Source organism: Brachybacterium aquaticum (genome assembly GCF_014204755.1).
GTDB classification, from domain to species: domain Bacteria; phylum Actinomycetota; class Actinomycetes; order Actinomycetales; family Dermabacteraceae; genus Brachybacterium; species Brachybacterium aquaticum.
On the sequence record NZ_JACHLZ010000001.1, the window covers coordinates 120,298 to 136,378 of the forward strand.

Consider the following 16,081-nt stretch of genomic DNA (forward strand, 5'->3'; position numbering starts at 1 on the left):
GCGGCACGACGCGCGTCCCCCGACGCGGGCCGTGCCGCTCAGGCCACTCCCGGGCCGCGCCGTCGGCCGACGGGATGAGCCCGGCCCGTCGGCCGACCTCCGACCACCCACGACGAACGGATCGCATGACCGCCACCCCCGGCCCCGCCACCCTCTCCCGCCGACTCGGCCTCGCCGACGCCGTGGTCATCGGCCTCGCCTCGATGATCGGCGCCGGAGCGTTCGTCTCCCTCGGCGCCGCGCAGGACCTCGCCGGGGCCCTCGCCCCGCTCGCCGTGCTCGTCGCGGCCGTGGTCGCTCTGTGCAATGCGACCTCCACCGCGCAGCTCGCCGCCCAGCACCCCACCTCCGGCGGCACCTACCACTACGGCCGCGCGCAGCTCGGACCCTGGTGGGGCTTCCTCGCCGGCTGGTGCTTCGTGATCGGCAAGATCGCCTCCTGCGCCGCGATGGCCCTGGTCATCGCCGCCTACCTCGCGCCCGAGCCCGCCCAGCGTCTAGTCGCCGCGCTCGTGGTGGCGGTGCTGACCGCGGTGAACCTCGTGGGCATCACCCGCACCGCGGCGCTCGCCCGGATCCTCGTCACCGTCGCGATCGCGGCGCTCGTGCTCACCGGGGTGCGTCTGCTGGTCGGCGGCGTCGGCGATGGCGCTGCGGGCGGTGGCGATCCTCTGGCCGATGCGATCCCCGGCCCCCTCGCCGGAGCCGCCGCCGGACTGTGGGACGGGGGCCTCGCCGCCGTGCTCGGCGCGGGCAGCGGCGGCGTCGGCGGGATCGCGCTGGCCGTGATCCAGGCGGCGGCGCTGATGTTCTTCGCATTCGCCGGGTACGCGCGCGTGGCGACCCTCGGCGAGGAGGTCACCGACCCGCGCCGGACGATCCCGCGCGCGATCCTGCTCGCCCTCGCCGCCGTGTGCGGGTTGTACGTGGTGCTGTCCGTGGTGCTCGTGCTGGTGGGGCCCGCACCGGGGGGCCAGGGCTGGGGCCCGGCGCCCTTCCTCGCCGCGCTCGACGCGGTCGGCGCCGGCGGCATCTGGCACGTGATCGTCACCGTCGGCGCGGTGGCCGCGGCGAGCGGCGCTCTCCTGGCGCTGGTCGCCGGGGTCTCCCGCACCGTGCTCGCCATGGCCCGGGAGCGCGACCTCCCTCCGGTTCTCGCGCACGTCAGCCCCCGCTTCTCCGTCCCGCAGCGCGCCGAGGTCGCGGCGGGCGTCGCCGTGCTGCTCCTGGTGCTGTTCGCGTCGAACGTGCTCGTCGCCGTCGCCGCCTCCTCCTTCGGGGTGCTGCTGTACTACGCGATCGCGAACCTCGCCGCGCTCACCCAGGTGGGGGAGTGGCGGCTGTTCCCGAAGGTCATGCAGTGGGTGGGCCTCGTGGGGTGCGTGCTGCTGGTCGGCGCGCTGCCCGGGCGGACCATCGTCGCGGGGCTCGTGGTGATCGCGGTGGGTGTGGCGTACCGCGTGGCGGTGCGGAGGGTCGCGGGGCGCGCAGCGGGGTGACGCCGCGCCGCAGCTTCGGCCCCGCCCCCGGGCAGGGTGCTTGAGGCGTCGCTACGCGGCAGGTGTAGCGACGCGTGAAGCGTCGTGCCCCGTGAATGGCGACGCGTGAAGCACCGTGGCCCGTGAAAAGCGACGCCCCAGGCACCGTGCCCCGTGAATGGCGACGCGTGAGGCACCGTGGCCGGCCGCAGGTCGCCGTGCGGTGTCCCTGTCTCCGGGCAGGGTGCGTGAGTTGTCGCTACGTGGCAGGTTTGGCGACGCCCCAGGCACCGTGCCCCGTGAATGGCGACGCGTGAAGCACCGCGGCCGGGCTCGGGTCGCCGTGCCGTGCACCCGCCCCCGGGCAGGGTGCGTGAGTTGTCGTTACGTGGCAGGTTTGGCGACGCCCCAGGCACCGTGGCCCGCGAATGGCGACGCGTCAGGCACCGCGCCCCGGGCGCAACGCCACGCGTGCCGTCGAGTCGCACCTCGCCCCACTCCCCGTCGCATAAGACTTGACTTATATATCCGTGGAGGGCGATGCTGTCCCCGTGCACGCGCTCGATGTCCTCGGCGACCCCGTGCGGCGCAGGATCCTCGAGCTCCTGGCCGACGACGGGGAACTCAGCGCCGGGGAGATCGGGCAGGTGGTGCAGGAGGAGTTCGGGATCAGCCAGCCCGCGGTCTCCCAGCACCTGCGCCTGCTGCGCGAGCACGGCTTCGCGTCCGTCCGTCCCGAGGGCAGGCGCAGGCTGTACGCGCTGGACCCGCGCGGCCCCCAGGAGGCCCGTGAATGGCTGACCCCGTTCGAGCGCTTCTGGCTCCCGAAGCTCGACGCCCTCGGCACCGAGCTCGCGCGCGGGAAGCGCCAGCGCAGACTGGCCGCCGAGGCCGAAGAGAACGGTACGGCCGCAGCTGAAGTGGAAGCTACGGCCGCAGCCGAGGCGGAAACTGCGTCTGAGGCCGATGCCGCCGATCGCGCCGGCCCGGCCCCTGCCGCCGACACCACCACCGACCCCGATCGCGGCACCCCGCCGCCCACCCAGAAGGAGACCTGACATGGTCGACGTCCCCACCCAGCTCGCCGCCGTCACCCGCGCCTACACCACCGGTGAGCGCGACGGGCAGCCCGCGCACGTGCAGTCCCTCGAGCAGACCTACCCCGCTGCGCTCGCCGACGTGTGGGAGGCGGTCACCACCGCCGACCGCATCCAGCGCTGGTTCCTGCCCATCTCCGGTGACCTGGAGCTCGGCGGCCGCTACCAGTTCGAGGGCAACGCGGGCGGGGCGATCACCGCCTGCGAGCCGCCGGCCGACGGGGTCGCCGAGTACTCGGCGACCTGGGAGGCCATGGGCGGCGTGTCCTGGCTGACCGTGCGCCTGACCGAGGTCGACGACAGCCACACCACCTTCGAGCTCGAGCACACGAGCCTCGTCGCCGACGTCCCCGCGGAGATGTGGGAGATGTTCGGCCCCGGCGCCACCGGCGTGGGCTGGGACGGTGGGCTGCTGGGCCTCGGTCTGCACCTCGGTGCCACGGAGGGGTCGCTCTCCCCGGAGGAGGCGCAGGCCTGGGCGTTCACCGATGAGGGGCGCTCCTTCTACCGCGGCGCTGCCGACGGCTGGGCCGTGGCCGAGGCCGCCTCCGGCGTGGACGCGGAGACCGCTGCCCGCCACGCGGACGCCTGCTACGGCTTCTACACCGGCACCGGCCAGGAAGGCGAAGGCCAGGAGGGCTGACACCAAGCAACTGAGGTGCCACCCCGCCGGTGACCGCCGGAACCCTGGCGTTCGCGGGCATCACAGCGATCACGGGCGGAATACGGAGGAGCAGGTCCGATTCGGGGCCTGCTCCTTCGTATTTCGCCACCAAATGCCGTCGCCACTGGGGGAAGCAGGCATGCGGCGATCCGTGAGGAGACGTGGGCCGCCGCGATCCGTGCTGTGCCGCGGAGGGCCTCCGCACTGCGCAGGCCGCCCCGGCTCTGCTCAGGACGCCGCGGCCCTCACCCCCGCCGCAGCTCCCTCGGCAGCTCCTCGAGCAGACGCAGCCACAGCTCCGACGCGGTCGGATAGCTGGGCACGGCGTGGCGCAGCACGTGGATCGGCACGCGGCCGACGATCGCGATGGTCGCCGCATGCAGCAGCTCGGCCGCCTCGGGGCCGACGAACGTGGCCCCGACCAGCGTCCCCGCTTCCCGGTCCACCACCAGCTGGGCGGTGCCGGTGACGTCGTCGCGCAGCAGCGCCGCCCCGGCGGCACCGCCGAAGGGTACGCGCGCAGTGACCACGTCGAGGCCGGCGCTGGTCGCCTCGGCCTCGGTGAGTCCGACGGCCGCGACCTGCGGATCGGTGAACACCACCTGCGGCACGGGCACGACCTCGGGGACGGGCTCCGGCTCCTCCCCGGTCGCCTCGGCGCGGATCGCCTGCCCGATGACACGGGCGCGGTACTTGCCCCAGTGCGTCAGCGGCGCCTCGCCGCTCGCATCGCCCACCACGTGCAGCCACGCGGGCAGAGGCGCGCCGGTCGCATCGTCCGAGGTCGCGGCGCCCGACGCGGCGGACCTCGCGTCGGCGCCGGTGATGTCGGCGGGGGAGAGGCCGAGGCTCTCGAGACCGACGTCGTCCAGGCGCGGGCGGCGGCCGGTCGCGATGAGCACCTCGTCGGCCGACACCTCGCGGGTCGCGCCCGCCCCGGTTCCGTCGGCAGCGCGTTCTCCCTCGGCCGACGGGCCTCCGGCCCCGCCCGTGCCCGCGACCTGCAGCGCCACCCGCCCGCCGTGGATCTTCCCGAGCCCGGTCTCCTCCGCGCCGTCCCGCTCGCCGGAGACGACCGACGCGCCGAGCTCCACCTCCACGCCGAGCGCCCGCAGGGCCTTCAGCACGTGGCGCCCGGCGAAGGGCTCCATGCCGCGCAGCAGCGCGTCGCCGCGCACGAGCATCCGCACCCGGGAGCCGAGCGCGGCCATCCAGGTCGCGGCCTCGACGGCGACCACGCCGCCGCCGACGATCACCAGCTCCTTCGGGATCTCGACCACCCCAGTGACGTCGCGGGAGGTCCACGGCGCGAGGTGCGCGAGGGCGCGGGGGAGCACGGGCACCGAGCCGGTGGCGAGGACGACGGCGCGCTCGGCGCGCAGCCGCTGCGGGGTGCGCCCGTCGGCCGAGTCGCTCGTGCTCTCGACCTCGACCCGGACCTCGACCTCGCGCTCGCCGACGAGTCGGCCGTGCCCGCGCACCACCCGCATGCCCGCGCCCTCGGCCCAGGAGACCTGGTCGGCGTCGTCGTAGTGGGAGACCCAGTCGTCGCGCCGGGCGAGGAGGGCCGGGACGTCGACCTCGGGCGTGGAGATCCCCGGCAGGTGCGCGGCGGCGTCCGCGACGGCGAGGGGGCGCAGCAGCGCCTTCGAGGGCATGCACGCGTAGTAGGAGCACTCGCCGCCGAGCAGCTCGCCCTCGACGAGGACCGCGGTGAGGTCGGTGCCCTCGATCGCGTACTGGGCGACGTTCTCGCCGACGGGTCCGCCGCCGAGCACGATCACGTCGGCGGTGAGGACGTCGGAGTCGGCGGGGGTGGTGGCAGGGGTGGGGGTGTCGTCGGAGGCCATGATCTGCACGCTACGCCGTGCGCGGCGCGGGGTCACGGGGCGTCGCCCGCTCACGGGGCGTCGCCCGCTCACCGCCCTGCGTTCACGCTCCTGCTCTCACCGCCCCGCGTGCCCCGCGAGCACCTCCCGCACCACCGCGGCCGGGTCCGCAGCGTCCATCACCGCGCGGACCAGCGCCGTCCCCGCGACCCCCACCTGCGCGAGCGCGGGGACGTCCGCCGGGGTGACGTCCCCGATCGCGACGATCGGCAGAGAGGAGGCTGCGAGCAGCGGGGCGTAGCCGGCGACGCCGAGCGGTTCGCGGCCGGAGTCCTTGGTGGGGGTGCGGCGGAACGGTCCGGCGCCGAGGTAGTCCAGGTGTTCACTCAGCGACTCCGCGGCGCGGACCAGGTCGAGCGTGCCGGTGGTCAGGCCGATCACGGCGTCCTCGCCGAGCAGTTCGCGGGCGTCGGCGACGGGCAGGTCGTCCTGGCCGAGGTGGACGCCCGCGACCGGGGCGCCGCGCCGACGGGCCGCCCAGGCCACGTCCGCCCGGTCGTCGACCAGCACCGCCGTCGCCGTGTTCGCGGCGTGGACGGCATCCGCGACGGCGAGGACGAGCTCGAGAAGCTCCGTCGTGGACGCGTCCTTCGCCCGCACCTGCACCACCCCCGCGCCCGCGGCGGCGGCGTCGGCGGCGACCTCGACGGTGCGCCGGCCGGTGCCGGAGGTGACCAGGTAGCAGCGCAGGTCCAGGTCCGGAGGGCGCAACCTTCCGCCGCGACTCATCGATTCTTCGCTCATCGCCCCACCTCGTCCAGTGCGTCCAGCATGTGCATGCGGAAGCTCCCCGGACCCGGCGCCCGGGCGGCGGCGCGCTCGCCGGCGAGGTCGAGCCAGGTCGTCGCGGCCCGTGCCGCCTCGAAGGGGTCCTCCCACGCGGCCGTGCACGCGGCGGTCAGCGCGCCGAGCAGGCAGCCGGTGCCGGTCACCCGGGCGAGGAGCGCATGGCCGCGCGCGATCTCGGTGCGTCGGGAGCCGTCCAGCACCAGGTCCACCGCGCCGGAGACGGCGACCGCCCCGCCGGTGCGCGAAGCCAGCTGCGCCGCGGCCTCGGCGGCGTCTCGGCTGGTCGCGGTCGAATCCGCGCCGCGCCCGCCGGTCCCGGTCCCGGCCAGAGCGAGGATCTCCGAGGCGTTGCCCCGCACCACCGTCGGCCGCTGCTCGACCAGCCGGCGCGCGAGCGGCGTGCGCACCGGCGCGATCCCGATCGCCGTCGGATCCAGCACCCACGGCCGGCCGTCGCGCGCGGCGACCTCGACCGTCGCGGGGATGCCGTCCATCGCGTCGGTGGAGAGGGTGCCGAGGTTGATCGAGAGCGCGTCCGCTACGGCGGTGACCACGGGCGCCTCCTGCACGGTCTCGGTCATCATCGGCCGCGCCCCGGCAGCCAGCAGACCGTCCGCGACCAGCGACATCGACACCGTCGCGGTGAGGCAGTGCACGAGCGGCGCCCGCTCCCGGACCGCGGCGAGCACGGGCAGGACCGCCTCGAGCTCCGGGTCGGGGCGCATCGAGTCGAGAGGCGGGGCGTAGGTCATCGGCGGGTCCTTCCGGCGACGGTGTCGAGGTCGGCGTCGACGTCGGTGGGGGACAGGCGCGGGCCGAGCGCGGCGCCGACCATCACCAGCAGTCCGCCGAGCGCGACCAGCGCCATGACGGTCCCGTGCCGGCCCAGCCACGGCTCGAGCAGGGGGACGTAGAACGGGTAGAGGGCGGGCAGCACCAGGGACAGCGAGTACCCGGCGCCGTAGCCGGTGGAGCGCACCTCGGTGGGGAACCGCTCGGAGAGGTACGCGGAGATCGGCCCGTAGGCGGAGACGGTCGCGACCTGCAGCAGCGCCGCGAACGCCGCGGCGACGGCGAGGGTCGGCGCGGTCACCGCCCACAGCCACAGCACGGGCCCGGCGACCATCGCGACCCCGCCCCACACCAGCAGCAGCGTGCGCCGCCCGACCAGGGTGGAGAGGTGCCCGGCCAGCGCCATCACGAGCGCCTGCGCGATCGACGCGAGGCCCATCGCGATCGGCACCGCGGTGGGGTCCAGCACGGAGTCACTGCCGAACCGCGCGGTGAGCAGCAGCACCGTCGAATCGGTGAGCAGCCACAGCCCCGTCATCAGCACGAACACCTGCCAGAACGCGGGCGCCCAGCGCCCGGTGAGCAGCGCGCGGATCCCCGCGGGGCGGTCGGCGGGGCGGCCGGCGTGGCGTTCGGCCGACGGGGCCTGGCGGCCCGGTCGCCGGGGTGCGTCGGCGTCGACGGGCGCGCTCGCGGCCGACGCGCTTGCCGTGGCCGACGCGCTCGCCGCGGTGCGCCCGTCGGCCGGGATCGTGCCGGTTCCTTCCCCGTCGGCCGACGTGCCCTCCTGCTCCTCCCGCGCCTTCTGAGCGCGGCGGAACAGCGGCGCATCGGCGACGTGGCGCTGGTAGTAGACGAGCATCCCGAGCGACAGCGCGGCGCCGAGCACGAACAGCAGCCGCCAGCCCCAGGCCGCGTACTGGTCCGGGCCGAGCAGGGTCAGCAGCGCCGCGACGGCGAAGGCGATGGTGGCCTGCGCCCACGGCGCCATCGAGAGGATGAGCCCGCTCATGAGGCCCCGTCGGCGCGGCGCGGACCACTCCATGGCCAGCGGGATCGCGGCCGAGTACTCGCCGGCGACGAAGATGCCGCCGAGGAACCGCAGCGCGAGGACGAGCGCGACCGTGCCCGCGCCGAGCAGCTGGTGGGTGGGCATCGCCGCGATCAGCAGGGCGCACAGCGCCGTGCCGGCGATCGCGACGCGGGTGGTGCGGGTGCGGCCCAGCCGGTCGGAGATCCGGCCGAAGACCACCCCGCCCACGGGTCTGCCCATCAGCATCGCCACGATGATCAGCGCCCCGGTGGAGGCGGTCGCGGCCGGTCCGGCGAGCACGAGCATCGCCGGTGCCAGCGCCGTGACCGGCAGGAACACGTGGATGTTGTCGATCCAGTTGCCGACCACGCCCGCGCGCAGCGCGGCCCGACCCTCCGGCGGGAGGGCGGTGAGGTCGCGGCGCGGCGCAGTGTCGCGTGAGGGGGCGGCGGCGCTCATCGGGCGACCATCGCCAGGCGCGCACCGCTGCCGAGAGCCGACGGGTCGACCCGCCGGGCCTGCTCGAAGAACTCCAGCTCATGACGGCACGCGAGGAGGTACGCGCGCACGGCCTCGGCCCGCACCTCCGGCGTCGCCGCTTCCAGCTCCCGCTCGACGGCGGCCTGCGCCCCGAGCACCCCGGCGACGAAGCCGGGATCGCGGTAGGTCTCCAGCCACGCCGCGTAGGGGTGGTCCGCGGCGACGTCCGGCAGGGACGCCCCCACCTCGGCGTACAGCCAGAAGCAGGGCAGCACCGCGGCGGCCGCGACGGCCGGCGGCGCGGTCAGCGCCCGGGCCAGCAGGAAGTCGGTGTACGCGCTGGTCACGGGGGAGGCGGGCAGGTCCGCGGCGGAGGGCCGGTCCGCGAGCCAGGAGCGGTGCAGCTCCGCCTCCACCTCGATGCAGCCGCTCGAGGACTCCGCCCAGAACTGGGCCTCGGCGGGGTCGCCTGCCCGGTCGGCGAGGGCCTGCAGCGCCTCGGAGTAGCGGTCGAGGTACTGCGCGTCCTGGGCGAGGTAGAAGGAGAACTGCGCCTCGGGCAGGGACCCGTCCACCAGAGCGCGCACGAAGCCGGAGTCCGCGATGTCGGCGGCGAGCGGGGCGCCGGCCTCCCACAGCGCGGCGGTCCAGGGGCCGACGGGGGCGATCGACGGCGCGGGCATCTCGGCCGCGACGGGCCGGGCGGGCCCGTCGGCCGTGCCGGACCTGGCCGACCCGTCGGCCGTGCCGGATTTGGCCGACCCGTCGGCCGCGCCCGTCCCCGACGCACCGGCCCGCGCCGACCCGTCGGCCGACGCACCCGCCGAGACCCGCAGGTCCGTCGGCGACTCGAGCCGGGCCGGGATCGCGTCGGCCGCGAGCCAGGGCGCGGCCGAGCCGGCCGACGCGAGCCGGCGCGCGCGATGGGAGTGGTCGACCGGGCCGTGCCCGGAGCCGACGCGAAGGTCGGCGCCGTGGGTGATCGCCTCGTGCAGCCAGTCGGTCGCCCAGGCGAGCGCGGTCGCGGGGTCGTCGCCCGCACCGAGCCGGGTGGCCAGCGCCGCGGCCAGCGAGCAGCCGGTGCCGTGGGTGCTCTCGGTGTCTACGCGGCGGGAGGAGGCGGCGTGGCGGGAGCCGTCGGGGGAGATCCAGGTGTTGGTGACCCGCTCGTCCTCCAGGTGGCCGGTCTTCACGACGACCGCGACGCCGGTCCGCTCGGCCCAGTCGGCGGCCTGGGCGAGGGCCTCGGCCTCGGTGGCGGCGCGGGGCGAGCCGGTGAGCACGGCGAGCTCGTCGATGTTGGGCGTGACGACGGTGGCGAGGCGGCAGAAGTGCAGCATCGCCTCCTCCGCCTCGGCCGCCAGCAGACGATCACCGCTGGTCGCGACCATGACCGGGTCGACCACGAGCACGTCGGGCCCCTGCCGGGCCACCCAGTCCTGGACGGTGCGGATGATCTCGGCGGTGCCGAGCATGCCCGTCTTCACGGCCTCGAGGGTCACGTCATCGCCGACCGCTTCGAGCTGTGCGGCGAGCATCGTCGCGGGCGGGAGGTGGATCTCCCGCACGCCGTGGGTGTTCTGGGCGACCACCGCGGTCACCGCGGCCATGCCGTATCCGCCCGCGGCGGTGATCGACTTGAGGTCGGCGGCGGTGCCGGCGCCCCCTGTCGGATCGGTCCCCGCGATCGAGAGCACCCGCGGGATCGCGGGGGGCACGGGGGCAGACGGAAAAAGGGTGCGAGGATCCGAGCTCATGCGGACATCCCTTCGCTAGTACGAACTAGATCAGGTTCCACGGGTGTGATCTCAGCGCCTGGGCGCACCCCGTGTCCGCGTCCGAGTCTAGGCGAGGGCGCGGAGAGGGGGCGGGGGTGTCCGTCGGAGGGTGCGGGAGAGCAGCCCCTCCGTCCACGACGACCCGGCCGCGCCGCCGGCTGTCCCACCCCGCTCGTAGGCTCGGGGGCATGAAGATCCTGCACACCTCGGACTGGCATCTGGGGCGCACCCTGCACAAGGTCGACCTCCACGAGCACCAGGCCGCGTTCCTCGACTGGCTGGTGGACCTGGTGCGGGACGAGCAGGTCGACGTGGTCGTGGTCCCCGGGGACGTGTACGACCGGGCGGTGCCCGCCGTCTCGAGCGTGACCTTGCTGGACCGGGCCCTCGCGCGCCTCGCGGACACGGGCGCGACCGTGGTGCTGACCAGCGGGAACCATGACTCCCCGGAGCGGCTCGGCTTCGGCCGCTCCCTCATGCGCGCGGGCATCCACCTGCTCACCGACGTGCCCGGCATCGAGCATCCCGTCTCCGTCGCCGACGAGCACGGCGAGGTGATGTTCTTCGGCCTGCCCTATCTCGAGCCGGATCGTGCGCGCACGGAGCTGGCCGGGGAGGGGGAGGAGCCGCTGGCCCGCAGCCACGAGGCCGTCACCCGCGCGGCGCTGGACCGGGTGCGCGAGAAGGCCGCCGCCCATCCCGGCGCCCGCACCGTCGTGCTCGCCCACACCTTCGTCACCGGCGGCGAGGCGTCCGACTCCGAGCGGGATCTCTCCGTCGGCGGCGTCGACTCCGTCCCCGCCGGGGTCCTCGCCGGCATCGATTACCTCGCCCTCGGCCACCTCCACGGCTGCCAGGACCTCACCGGCCTCGTCGGCGCGCCGGCCTGGTACTCCGGCTCGCCGCTCGCGTTCTCCTTCTCCGAGAAGAACCACCGCAAGTCGGTGCTGCTGGTTGAGCTGGGAGCGCCCACGGCCGACGGGGGCCGGGCCGAGGCGTCGGTGCAGCGCATCCCCACCCCGGTGCCGCGCCGCCTCACCGAGCTGCGCGGCACCCTCGAGGAGATCCTCGCCCGCCGCGACGAGCACGCCGGGGACTGGCTGAAGGCCGTGGTCACCGACCCCGCCCGCCCCGCCCACCTGCAGGAGCAGCTGCGCGAGGCCTACCCGCACCTGCTGCTCACCGAGTACGCGCCCGAGGGGCGGGAGGCCCGTGAGGGCACGCCCGTGGTGCGGCGCGAGCAGAACCCGCTGGAGGTGATGGACGAGTTCCTCGCCCACGTCACCGGCGGCACCCCCACCCCCGCCGAGCACGACGTGCTCGACCGCGCCTACACCGCCGTGCGCCGGCAGCAGGAGGCCTCGTGAAGCTCCACCACCTCCGCCTCACCGGGATCGGCCCCTTCGCCGGCACCGTCGACGTCGACTTCGCCGCCCTCGGCGCGAGCGGCATGTTCCTGCTCGAGGGGCCGACGGGATCGGGCAAGTCCACGATCCTCGACGCGATCGTCTACGCCCTCTACGGGCAGGTCGCGGGCGCTGCGACGAGCGCCGACCGGATCCGCTCGCAGTTCGCCGCGCCCACCGAGCCGAGCGTCGTCGACCTCGTCTTCGAGACCGCGTCGGGCCTGCACCGCGTGCGCCGCAGCCCCGAGTTCCAACGCCCCAAGCTGCGCGGCACGGGCACCACGAAGGAGCAGGCCAAGGCCGTCATGTGGCGGATCGGCTCTCCGCAGGCGCTTCCCGACGTCATCGCCGACCGGGCCGGAGCAGGCGCCGGCGTCGAGGTGGTCGCCAGCCGTCTCGACGAGGTGGGCCGCGAGGTGCAGCGGGCCGTGGGCCTGACCCGCGACCAGTTCACTCAGACCGTCCTGCTGCCCCAGAACGAGTTCGCCCGCTTCCTGCGCGCCGGCACCGGGGAGCGCCAGCAGGTGCTCCAGCGCGTCTTCGGCACCGAGACCTACGCGGCCGTGGAGAAGCAGCTCGAGGAGATGCGCAAGCAGGCCAAGCGCCAGGTCGACGCCGCCCAGCAGACCCTGAACGGGGCGCTCGCCCGCTTCACGGAGGCCACCGCGCTCGACGGCGGCGATCCCGCTGTGACCGCTGACCAGGACGCTGCCGCACCCGACGCCGCCGCACTCGACGCCGCCGACGGCGAGGGCCCTGCCGCACCCGCCGCGCTCCTCTCCTCCGCCGCGCTCGCCGAGCACGCGACCGCCCTGCGCCTCGAGCCGCTCGCCGAGGGCGCGGACGCGCAGCTCGCCCACGTCACCGCCCGCGCCGCCGAGGCCGCCACCGCCTCCGCCGCGGCGCAGGAGAGGGAGCAGACGGCCCGTACCGCGGCCGACGCCGCTACCACCGCGCTTGCGCGCATCGACCGGCGCCGCGTCCTCGACCAGCTCGCCACCCGCCTCGAGGCGGAGAAGCCGCAGGTCACTGAGGCATCCGCGGCGATCGAGCGCGACCAGGCCGCCCGGCCTGTCGTCGACGTGCTGCGCCGCCGCGACGCCGCCTCGTCGGCCGCGACCGAGGCGATCGAGGTGCTCACCGCCCTCGCCGCCCGCACCCAGGGCGACCACCCCGACCTCGTGGCGCTCCTCGAGCGGCCGATGGGGGAGGGAGCGGCGACCGAGAGGCCGGAGGAGGAGCCCGACGAGAGCACCCCCTCCCTCTTCGCCCTCGACACGACCGGGACCCTCGAGGGACCTGCGGAGACGTCGTCGGACGGTGCCGCGGAGGCACTCGCGGCCGCGGCCGACGAGGCGACCGGCGCCGCGGGCGCCCTGGCCGACCTCGTCGCCCTCGAGACCGCCCTGCCCGAGCGGGAGCAGGCCCTCGCCGGCCGGCGCGACACCCTCGCCGCGCGTGAGAGGGAGCTCGAGACCGCGACCGCGCAGCTCGCCGAGCGTCCCGCGCAGCGCACGGCCCTGGTCACCGAGCGCGATGAGGCGCGCACCGCCGCCGCGGGCCTCGCCGAGGCGAAGCTCGCCCTCGCCGCCGCACAGGAGGTGCTGAGGGCCGCGACCGCTGCAGCCGCCCAGGCCGCCGCGGTGTCGACGGCGGAGGAGAAGGCGCAGACGTCCCTGCGCACCGCCCGCACCCGCGCCGAGGAGGAGGCGACGCTGCGCCGCCGCCGCTTCGCCGGGATCGCCGCCGAGCTCGCCACCGATCTCGAGGACGAGACCGCCTGCCCCGTCTGCGGCTCCCTCGAGCACCCCCACCCGGCGGACCCGTCCGAGGACGCCGTCAGCCCCGAGCAGGTCGAGGTCGCTGAGGCCGCTCGCCAGCAGGCCGAGAAGCTCCAGGCCGCCGACGCGCAGGCCCTCGCCCTCGCCCGCCAGCAGCTCGAGCGACTGCGCGAGCAGGCCGGCGAGCACACCCCCGAGACCGCGCGCGCCGAGGTCGAGACCCGCACCGCCGCCGTCACCGCGGCGACCACTGCGGCGACCCGCTCCGAGGCGCTCGAGAAGCAGCTCACCGCCTTCGACGCCGGGACCGAGAAGGCCACCCGTGCGAGGGAACAGCTCGCCCTCACCGTCACCCGCGAGCGCACCGGCATCGACGAGGCAGACCGCGCCCTCACCGCCGACCGTTCGCGGCTCATCGAGGCCCGCGGCGAGGACGAGACCATCGCCGCCCGTCGGCGCCGCCACACCCTCCGCGCCCGCGCCGCCACCGCGCTGCGCGAGGCACTTCGCACCCGGACAGGGGCCGAGCAGCGCGCCGCCGAGCTCGCCGCCGAGGCGGACACCGCGCTCGCCACCAGCGCACTCGCCACCGCCGAGGCCGCCCGCGCCGCCGTGCTCCCGGCCGAGGAGCGCAGCCGCCTGCAGAAGCTCGTCCAGACCCGCGCCGTGGACGAGGGGCGCCTCGCTGACGGCCTCGCCGAGGACGGCATCGCGGGGACCGTCGCCACCGACGAGGCGCGTGAGCAGGCCGAGACGGCGGTCAGGTCCGCGACCGAGACCCTCGCCGCGGCGCAGTCCGCCGCCCGCGAGGCCGCAGGGCGGGCCGCGCAGAGCGCCGGTATCGCCCAGCGTGCCGGCGCCGCCCGGGAGGCCCTCGCCGCAGCGTCCGTGCAGGTCCGCACCGTCAGCGAGGACGCCGGCGTCGTGGTGCGCGTGGCCGACCTCGCCACCGGCCGCTCGGCCGACGGGGAGCGGGTGCAGCTGTCCACCTACGTGCTCATGTGGCGGCTCGACGCGGTCATCGAGGCGGCGAATGCGCGCCTCGCCCTCTTCTCCGGCTCCGACCTCGAGCTGCTGCGCGACACCGGCGCCCGCGGTGCGAAGAAGACAGGCCTGGACCTGCTGGTCCTGGACCGTCGCACCGACCAGGTGCGCGTGCCCGAGACCCTCTCCGGCGGCGAGACCTTCTTCGTCTCGCTCGCCCTCGCCCTGGGCCTGGCGGACATCGTCACCGGCGAGGCCGGGGGAGTGCAGATGGAGACCCTCTTCATCGACGAGGGCTTCGGGTCCCTGGATCCCGCGACGCTCGAGACCGTGGTGCGGGAGGTCCGACGCCTCGCCGAGAACGGGCGCACCATCGGAATCGTCAGCCACGTCGGCGACATGAAGTCCCAGATCGCCGAGCAGATCCACGTGCGCCGCGGCGCCGACAGCCGCTCCACCCTCACCATCACCGCCTGACGCGAGGGTGGGGCCGCGTGCTACTCGGCCGCGGGCGGGGGCGTGCCTCGCTGTCGCGGGTGGGGGCGTGCTACTCCGCCGCGGGCGGCAGCACCGCGTCGAGCACCTGGCGCAGCCGCACCTCGTCCAGCGGTGCCGCGCCGAGGGTCGCGAGGGTGAGGTAGCCGGTGATCAGGTCCGCCGTCACCTCCGGCGGCACCGCGGGCACCTCCTCCCCGTCGGCCGATGCGCGCTCCAGCCGGGCGACGACCACCGCTCCGGCCGGGCGGGTGAGCACCTCGTCGAACAGCTCGCGCTGATCCGGCCCCGCGGCTGACGCGGTCGCGAGCGCGCGGGCCACCGACCGACCGCCCGGCGCGAGGATCGTGCGCGCCCGCTCTGCGAGCCAGGCACCGAGATCGGCGCGCAGGTCACCGGTCTCCGGCACCGGCGAGGCGAGGGTGCGGTTCGCGTCGCTTCAGCGCGGCGAGGTTGTAGTTTGCGTCGTCAGAATGTGAAATTGCGACGCAAACGTGCAGCTCCTCGGTGGGTGCTCCGGCGGCGGCGCGCCCTCAGTCCCTGTGGCGCCCGGCGCGGCGACGGTCCGCCCGACGTCGGCCGCGCTCCTGCTGCGCGCCGATTTCGCCGAAGAGCGCGTCGTGGTCGTCGAGCGTGCGACCGTCGGCCGCACCTCCGTCGCCCGCGCCCCCGTCGCCCCCCGCGCCCCCGCCGGCCCCCGTCCCGCCGAGAGACTCGGGCCAGTGGCGCTCCTCGCGGCCGAACAGCGGCACCCCGAGCCGGGTCAGCAGCGGCGCGCAGAGCGCCCCGATCCAGGCGCCGGCGGCGTTGGTGAACACGTCGTCGATGTCCGCGATCCGCACTCCGCAGGGGTAGAGCCCCCACGCACCGGTGTACTGCGTGACCTCGATGAGCACCGAGAGCATCAGGCCGATCGCGAGGGTGGTCGTTGTGTCCAGGCGGAACACGCCGCGCAGGATCATCCCCAGCGGCACGAACAGGGCGATGTTGGCGAGCAGCTGCATCATCGGCCAGGAGGTCGCGACCTCGAGCAGGCTCGCGCCGCCGGCGCGGACCTCGAGGATCCTCGCCACCGCCGCGAAGGGCTCGGCCCGCAGCTCGCCGCCCACGCGGCTCCGGCAGGTCGCTGCGATCTCGTAGGCGGGGGCGATGGTGAGGCCTGCGAGGGCCATGGTGTAGATGCAGATCGCGGCGATGGCGGCGAGGCGCGTCGGCCGCACCCTGCCGAAGCGGCGGCGCTGCAGGAGCGCGGCGACCGGCGCGACGGGCACGAAGACGGCGATGCCGCCCACGATGCCCACCAGGGCCAGTCTCGCCAGTTCGGTCATGGCAGAACGCTACGGGGCCTACCCTGGACGCCGGCGCGTCGCCGCGGAGCGCGCGGGGACCTACCATCGGACCATCCCCTCGCCACC

Annotated in this window: 12 protein-coding genes and 1 riboswitch; of the genes, 5 read left to right on the forward strand and 7 right to left on the reverse strand. The window is 75.6% G+C overall.

The genetic code is table 11. The annotated features are described in order from the left end of the window. The first annotated feature begins 125 nt into the window (after positions 1-125). The 3 genes from HNR70_RS00485 (at position 126) to HNR70_RS00495 (ending at position 3,218) form a co-directional block, all read left to right on the forward strand. Positions 126-1,499 carry an APC family permease gene (locus HNR70_RS00485; protein WP_184323930.1) on the forward strand — a complete coding sequence of 458 codons (1,374 nt, stop codon included), beginning with the start codon at positions 126-128 and terminating at the stop codon, positions 1,497-1,499. Positions 1,500-2,029: 530 nt separating this feature from the next. After that, positions 2,030-2,536 (forward strand): ArsR/SmtB family transcription factor, encoded by a 507-nt coding sequence (locus tag HNR70_RS15540; protein ID WP_312857523.1) that lies wholly within the window; start codon positions 2,030-2,032, stop codon positions 2,534-2,536. A gap of 1 nt (position 2,537) precedes the next feature. After that, positions 2,538-3,218 carry an SRPBCC domain-containing protein gene (locus HNR70_RS00495; protein WP_184323931.1) on the forward strand — a complete coding sequence of 227 codons (681 nt, stop codon included), beginning with the start codon at positions 2,538-2,540 and terminating at the stop codon, positions 3,216-3,218. Between the two features lie 266 nt (positions 3,219-3,484). Here HNR70_RS00495 and HNR70_RS00500 read toward each other — a convergent pair whose 3' ends face one another. The 5 genes from HNR70_RS00500 to HNR70_RS00520 all read right to left on the reverse strand — a co-directional run bounded on the left by HNR70_RS00500 (position 3,485) and on the right by HNR70_RS00520 (position 9,940). Then, on the reverse strand, positions 3,485-5,089 hold the full coding sequence (locus HNR70_RS00500) for an FAD-dependent oxidoreductase (RefSeq protein WP_184323932.1): 1,605 nt from the start codon (positions 5,087-5,089) through the stop codon (positions 3,485-3,487). A 96-nt stretch (positions 5,090-5,185) separates the two neighbouring features. Further along, positions 5,186-5,872 carry a thiamine phosphate synthase gene (locus HNR70_RS00505; protein ID WP_246375104.1) on the reverse strand — a complete coding sequence of 229 codons (687 nt, stop codon included), beginning with the start codon at positions 5,870-5,872 and terminating at the stop codon, positions 5,186-5,188. Continuing rightward, a complete protein-coding gene (thiM, locus tag HNR70_RS00510; RefSeq protein ID WP_246375106.1) occupies positions 5,869-6,669 on the reverse strand; it encodes a hydroxyethylthiazole kinase in 801 nt (266 codons plus the stop codon). The genes HNR70_RS00505 and thiM overlap by 4 nt, the downstream gene beginning before the upstream one ends. Next, positions 6,666-8,201 (reverse strand): MFS transporter, encoded by a 1,536-nt coding sequence (locus HNR70_RS00515; protein WP_184323933.1) that lies wholly within the window; start codon positions 8,199-8,201, stop codon positions 6,666-6,668. Before HNR70_RS00515 ends, thiM begins: the two co-directional genes overlap by 4 nt. After that, positions 8,198-9,940 (reverse strand): bifunctional hydroxymethylpyrimidine kinase/phosphomethylpyrimidine kinase, encoded by a 1,743-nt coding sequence (locus tag HNR70_RS00520; protein ID WP_312857524.1) that lies wholly within the window; start codon positions 9,938-9,940, stop codon positions 8,198-8,200. The genes HNR70_RS00515 and HNR70_RS00520 overlap by 4 nt, the downstream gene beginning before the upstream one ends. 29 nt (positions 9,941-9,969) lie before the next feature. Beyond that, positions 9,970-10,061: riboswitch (TPP riboswitch) on the reverse strand. Positions 10,062-10,188: 127 nt separating this feature from the next. Here HNR70_RS00520 and HNR70_RS00525 point away from each other — a divergent pair. Continuing rightward, positions 10,189-11,367: an exonuclease SbcCD subunit D gene (locus tag HNR70_RS00525; RefSeq protein ID WP_184323935.1), complete on the forward strand. Its 1,179-nt coding sequence runs from the start codon at positions 10,189-10,191 to the stop codon at positions 11,365-11,367. Next, on the forward strand, positions 11,364-14,648 hold the full coding sequence (locus HNR70_RS16340; RefSeq protein ID WP_184323936.1) for an AAA family ATPase: 3,285 nt from the start codon (positions 11,364-11,366) through the stop codon (positions 14,646-14,648). Before HNR70_RS00525 ends, HNR70_RS16340 begins: the two co-directional genes overlap by 4 nt. Before the next feature lie 70 nt (positions 14,649-14,718). Here HNR70_RS16340 and HNR70_RS00535 read toward each other — a convergent pair whose 3' ends face one another. Both HNR70_RS00535 and HNR70_RS00540 read right to left on the reverse strand, forming a co-directional pair. Next, a complete protein-coding gene (locus HNR70_RS00535) occupies positions 14,719-15,075 on the reverse strand; it encodes a TetR-like C-terminal domain-containing protein (RefSeq protein ID WP_184323937.1) in 357 nt (118 codons plus the stop codon). Between the two features lie 124 nt (positions 15,076-15,199). Continuing rightward, a complete protein-coding gene (locus HNR70_RS00540) occupies positions 15,200-15,994 on the reverse strand; it encodes a VanZ family protein (RefSeq protein WP_184323938.1) in 795 nt (264 codons plus the stop codon). Positions 15,995-16,081: the final 87 nt, after the last annotated feature.

What these genes read in the sequence shown, in the direction of transcription:
- HNR70_RS00525 (WP_184323935.1), top strand. Translation starts at nt 10,189, where the DNA reads ATGAAGATCCTGCACACCTCGGACTGGCATCTGGGGCGCACCCTGCAC.
- HNR70_RS00515 (WP_184323933.1), bottom strand. Translation starts at nt 8,201, where the DNA reads ATGAGCGCCGCCGCCCCCTCACGCGACACTGCGCCGCGCCGCGACCTC.
- HNR70_RS00485 (WP_184323930.1), top strand. Translation starts at nt 126, where the DNA reads ATGACCGCCACCCCCGGCCCCGCCACCCTCTCCCGCCGACTCGGCCTC.
- HNR70_RS00495 (WP_184323931.1), top strand. Translation starts at nt 2,538, where the DNA reads ATGGTCGACGTCCCCACCCAGCTCGCCGCCGTCACCCGCGCCTACACC.
- HNR70_RS00540 (WP_184323938.1), bottom strand. Translation starts at nt 15,994, where the DNA reads ATGACCGAACTGGCGAGACTGGCCCTGGTGGGCATCGTGGGCGGCATC.
- HNR70_RS00500 (WP_184323932.1), bottom strand. Translation starts at nt 5,089, where the DNA reads ATGGCCTCCGACGACACCCCCACCCCTGCCACCACCCCCGCCGACTCC.
- thiM (WP_246375106.1), bottom strand. Translation starts at nt 6,669, where the DNA reads ATGACCTACGCCCCGCCTCTCGACTCGATGCGCCCCGACCCGGAGCTC.
- HNR70_RS00505 (WP_246375104.1), bottom strand. Translation starts at nt 5,872, where the DNA reads ATGAGCGAAGAATCGATGAGTCGCGGCGGAAGGTTGCGCCCTCCGGAC.